Origin of the sequence: Butyricicoccus sp. AF35-5AC, from assembly GCF_003477715.1 — a bacterium.
GTDB lineage: Bacteria > Bacillota > Clostridia > Oscillospirales > Butyricicoccaceae > Agathobaculum > Agathobaculum butyriciproducens.
The window spans coordinates 1-3,700 of sequence record NZ_QUDX01000030.1 but is presented as its reverse complement, the minus strand read 5'-3'; the positions used below and the strand labels follow the sequence as shown (position 1 = coordinate 3,700).

Annotated in this window: 6 protein-coding genes; 1 reads left to right on the top strand and 5 read right to left on the bottom strand. The window is 45.4% G+C overall.

Annotated elements, in window-relative coordinates; translation table 11 throughout:
* Positions 1-176: 176 nt before the first annotated feature.
* Genes DWZ82_RS14765 through DWZ82_RS14755 form a run of 3 tightly spaced genes read right to left on the bottom strand, consistent with a single transcriptional unit; the run spans position 177 to position 992 of the window.
* Positions 177-473, bottom strand: a complete 297-nt coding sequence (locus tag DWZ82_RS14765; protein WP_118481399.1) for a DUF3847 domain-containing protein — start codon at positions 471-473, stop codon at positions 177-179.
* Complete coding sequence (locus tag DWZ82_RS14760) at positions 466-807, bottom strand: DeoR family transcriptional regulator (RefSeq protein WP_003020305.1); 342 nt, start codon at positions 805-807, stop codon at positions 466-468. Before DWZ82_RS14760 ends, DWZ82_RS14765 begins: the two co-directional genes overlap by 8 nt.
* Positions 804-992, bottom strand: coding sequence for a hypothetical protein (locus DWZ82_RS14755; protein WP_074925909.1), 189 nt, complete (start codon positions 990-992; stop codon positions 804-806). The genes DWZ82_RS14760 and DWZ82_RS14755 overlap by 4 nt, the downstream gene beginning before the upstream one ends.
* 483 nt (positions 993-1,475) lie before the next feature.
* Here DWZ82_RS14755 and DWZ82_RS14745 point away from each other — a divergent pair, with 483 nt between their 5' ends.
* A complete protein-coding gene (locus tag DWZ82_RS14745; protein WP_006873172.1) occupies positions 1,476-2,282 on the top strand; it encodes a helix-turn-helix domain-containing protein in 807 nt (268 codons plus the stop codon).
* A gap of 61 nt (positions 2,283-2,343) precedes the next feature.
* Here the strand turns inward: DWZ82_RS14745 and DWZ82_RS14740 are convergent, their stop codons facing one another.
* Complete coding sequence (locus DWZ82_RS14740) at positions 2,344-3,306, bottom strand: DUF3658 domain-containing protein (RefSeq protein WP_117801988.1); 963 nt, start codon at positions 3,304-3,306, stop codon at positions 2,344-2,346.
* A 16-nt stretch (positions 3,307-3,322) separates the two neighbouring features.
* On the bottom strand, positions 3,323-3,700 hold a 378-nt coding region (locus DWZ82_RS14735), incomplete at its 5' end, for a TnpV protein (protein WP_118481398.1).

Here is a 3,700-nt window from a genome sequence, read left to right as displayed (position 1 = left end):
CAGATGGCAAGTCCACAAAAGGGTAGCTGGCGGCAGCCAGCGCAGGGGAAGCGTAGCGTCCCCTGTTTGATTTGAAGCAGACCATGACTGCGGAAAATCACAGCCCTCCGGCGAGGAGCCTTCGGAGAACGCAATGCACCAACCTCTGGGTGGTGTATAATTGCGCCCTTAGTAAACTAAGGGGTTTCCGGCTTCTCCCGTTTCAGCAGTTTTTTCAATAGTTCCTGCGTGTCCTGCCTGTGAAAAATGAGTTTCAACAACAGCATGACATCATCATCTGTCAGGCGTTCCGGCTCTTGCAGAAAACTTTCCAGCATACCGCCACGAGTACAGAGCCGGTGTGTCCGTTCCTTTCGGGTAAGCTGCTTTAACTGGTGCTGCAATGCCTTTTCATCATTGATGGCTTTCCGCAGTTTCTTTTCGCTTTTCTCCAACTCCCGGTTTAGCTTTTCCAACTTTGAGGTATCAGGCAAGGGCAGCGTCCTCCTTTCCCGGTATCAGCACATAAATCCTGTTTGGCTCTCCAACGCCCTGACGCACCCGCATGATCAGTCCGGCGGTTTCCAGTTCATTCAGAGAACGCTTGACCGTCATGGGGCTGCGGGACAGGACTGCGGCAATGGCTGTGACAGGGAAGCAGACAAACAGGATTCCGTTCTCGTCCTCTTGCCCTTTGGATAGCATAGCGTCCAGCATCCGGCAGTACATGACCTTTGCAGTGCTGCTGACTGGAAAACCTGTCAACGCTCTGGGAAAGGGCATACAGGGCGGCAAGGGTGTGTCTATCGTCATAAATTCAAAATTCATTCGGTGTGTTCCTCCTTTTTCTTTGCTCGTTTGGATAAATAACGGGGGCAGTCAACCACAACCGCTCGGAAGCTCTGCGTGCACCCATGCTGGCATTTCCGGCATAATTCGTTGTAAGTGACACGCCCCTGGTCATTGAGGTAAAAGGAAAGCTCCTGCTTCCGCTTTTTGCTCATTCTCGGCATATTGCGCTTCCTCCCGTTTTCGTGTATGGTTTCGGGGCGATTTTCGGCAAAATTACGGTCATAGAGCCGCTTAAAATCTCCCGAAGTATCAGCGATAGGGTAGACTATCCCCCTGTCAGATTGTCGTGTTTCGGTATCATTTCGGTGTCAGTTCGCCAGTTCTCCCTGGTGTCGTTCCTCCCCTGAATCTCACAGCGGCGTATCGCTCCCGTTGGTACGCTCGTTTCGGTCAGGGTTCCTCCACATCCCTGCCAAAAGTCATGGCGCTACATCGCCGGGGAAGCATATCCCACACAGGCTGGTCATTCGATTGGAATAATCCATCGATGAACTACCTGTATCATAGAACATTTTTGTGCCCTGTGCCGTATGTCCACAAAGTAGGAATTAGGGGTAAAAATCAGAAATTTCCACGATTGCGGAAAGTGTGATATAATCCAGATAAGCGGCAGCAATGAAACCATTGGAAAGGAGCGTGCGCCCATGAAAGGAGCAACAAGCATACAGGAACGCCTTTGGGAACTCCGCAAGGACAAAGGCTTAAATCTGGAAGAACTATCAAAGCTGACAGGCATTTCCAAATCAGCTCTTGGAAGTTATGAAAAAGAGGATTTTAAGGAAATCAATCATGGCAACCTTATCACGCTGGCAGACTTCTATGGGGTCTCTGTTGATTATCTACTGTGCCGGATAGAGAACAGGGAGCAGATCAACACACCATTGACGGAGTTGCATTTGAATGATGAGATGGTGGCACTGCTGAAAAGCGGTCGGATTAACAACCGTCTGCTCTGTGAGCTTGCTACACATAAAGATTTTATCAAGTTTCTTGCAGACATTGAGATTTATGTGGACGGGATTGCTACCATGCAGATTCAAAACCTCAATGCACTTGTCGATACCGTCCGGCATGAAATCATTGAACGGTATCGCCCAGGCGAAGATGACCCGCATTTGAAAGTGCTGCAAGCCGCCCATATCAGTGATGATGAGTATTTCAGTCACATGGTTCTGGATGACCTCAACCTGATTATCCGGGATATTCGGGAAGCCCACAAAAAGGACAGTGAGAGTGCGCCCCAGACCACCGTTGCCGATGAATTGAAAGAAAATCTCGAAGCAGTCGAAAATTTCAAGGGCAGCCGGGATGAAAAGCTGGTTGTCCTTTACTGCAAGCAGCTCGGTATCAACTATAAAAATCTGTCAGACGAAGAATTTCGCTGGCTGATTCGGATTCTCAAAAAATCAAAGAAAATGGGAACGCCTATCAGCCAGAGGAAAAAACGGTAAAAAAAACCGCTGTTGCATGGTTGGGGTGCCTTCCATGTAGCAGCGGTTCTTGCTGTGGTTATTATTTCATTCGTTTTCTTAATATCCGGCGATAATTTGTTTCTCCCTTTGGTGCGTCCTGTATAATTTCCAACACACCATCTTCAAGCATTTTATCAATGCGATTAGAAATCCATACATCACTAATTCCAAGTTGATATTTTCCTAAAACATTACCTATAACAATAGCCATTTTGAATTGCTCTGGCTGTTCCGCAATTTCACGAAGAATGAAACTATCATATATATCTTCTGAAACACTTTGCAATTTACCATTTAGCATTGCACGCAAAGGTGCATTTTCATTTTGAAGTTGATTCCATTTCATAGCACAAGCTGAAAGAAATACAGGCTTAGCTTTTTCTTGTAGAGTTATATATTTTCTCCATTCGCCAGGAGAAACCTCACCCCATGCTATTTTGGATGTCATAGTATTTTCTTTTCCATATTCCCAGGCAGGTAACTTAACCAAATAAATTGTTGTCTGACAGTTTAATGGTCGAAGTTGTTTCATAAGCCAGTACATACCGCAAAGTTCATCCGGATTATAGCTATACCAAATACGAACTTCTTCCCCAGCTACATATCGTTCAATAACCGAAGACAATGTAGTTTTAATTTTCTGTATTTTTTCTTCAACCTGATAGTCTAAATCCTCTACAAACCAGACAGACAGCATTTTCTTGAGAACATTTTTCCGCTGTTCGCCAATTCCATTATCAGAAATATCTCCCACACTAAGAGCCATATCAAAACAATAAACATCACTGCTCTTGCCTCCCAATGGAATAGCATTCTCCCAAGCAATATGTTCTTGTTCCTGTGCTTGAATTTGTGCTTCTTTCATTTCATCTGAAGATGGAACACTCCCATCTTCGTGCCTCATAAAGACCGAAACTGCACTTCCTCTATACTTTCCCTTACCGTAAGTTTGGGCAATTTTCAAACTTCCACAGGCACTTTCACCAAATACAATTTCAATCATCTTATATACCTCCGATTTAATTACTCCCGTATGAATAAATTATATCATGCAAAACAATTTCTTCTGCCCGGTTGTGAATGTTATTACAACGCTGCACCCATTCCATTTGTTGAGTTCGCTTCAATTCCTCTGTCACGCCCTCGGTGGCTTTCATCTGCTCCATGATAGTGTCTAACCGTTCCTGTGCCTGTTCGTTCAGGTCTGCAAGATATGTCCACAATTCTCCGGTCAGTATCAATGTATTCAATCTGGCTGGGTGGACTTCCCTTAAATATTCCCGGTGCATCCGTCCGTACTTTCCGATAGGGCGGTGTTCCTCCGGCAGTTTCAAGTCCGGGATGTAGTAATCTCCGACAAGGATATAATCAATTCCGTTTTCCGTTATTCTTGGTTT

What these genes read in the sequence shown, in the direction of transcription:
- DWZ82_RS14760 (WP_003020305.1), bottom strand. Translation starts at nt 807, where the DNA reads ATGAATTTTGAATTTATGACGATAGACACACCCTTGCCGCCCTGTATG.
- DWZ82_RS14755 (WP_074925909.1), bottom strand. Translation starts at nt 992, where the DNA reads ATGCCGAGAATGAGCAAAAAGCGGAAGCAGGAGCTTTCCTTTTACCTC.
- DWZ82_RS14745 (WP_006873172.1), top strand. Translation starts at nt 1,476, where the DNA reads ATGAAAGGAGCAACAAGCATACAGGAACGCCTTTGGGAACTCCGCAAG.
- DWZ82_RS14740 (WP_117801988.1), bottom strand. Translation starts at nt 3,306, where the DNA reads ATGATTGAAATTGTATTTGGTGAAAGTGCCTGTGGAAGTTTGAAAATT.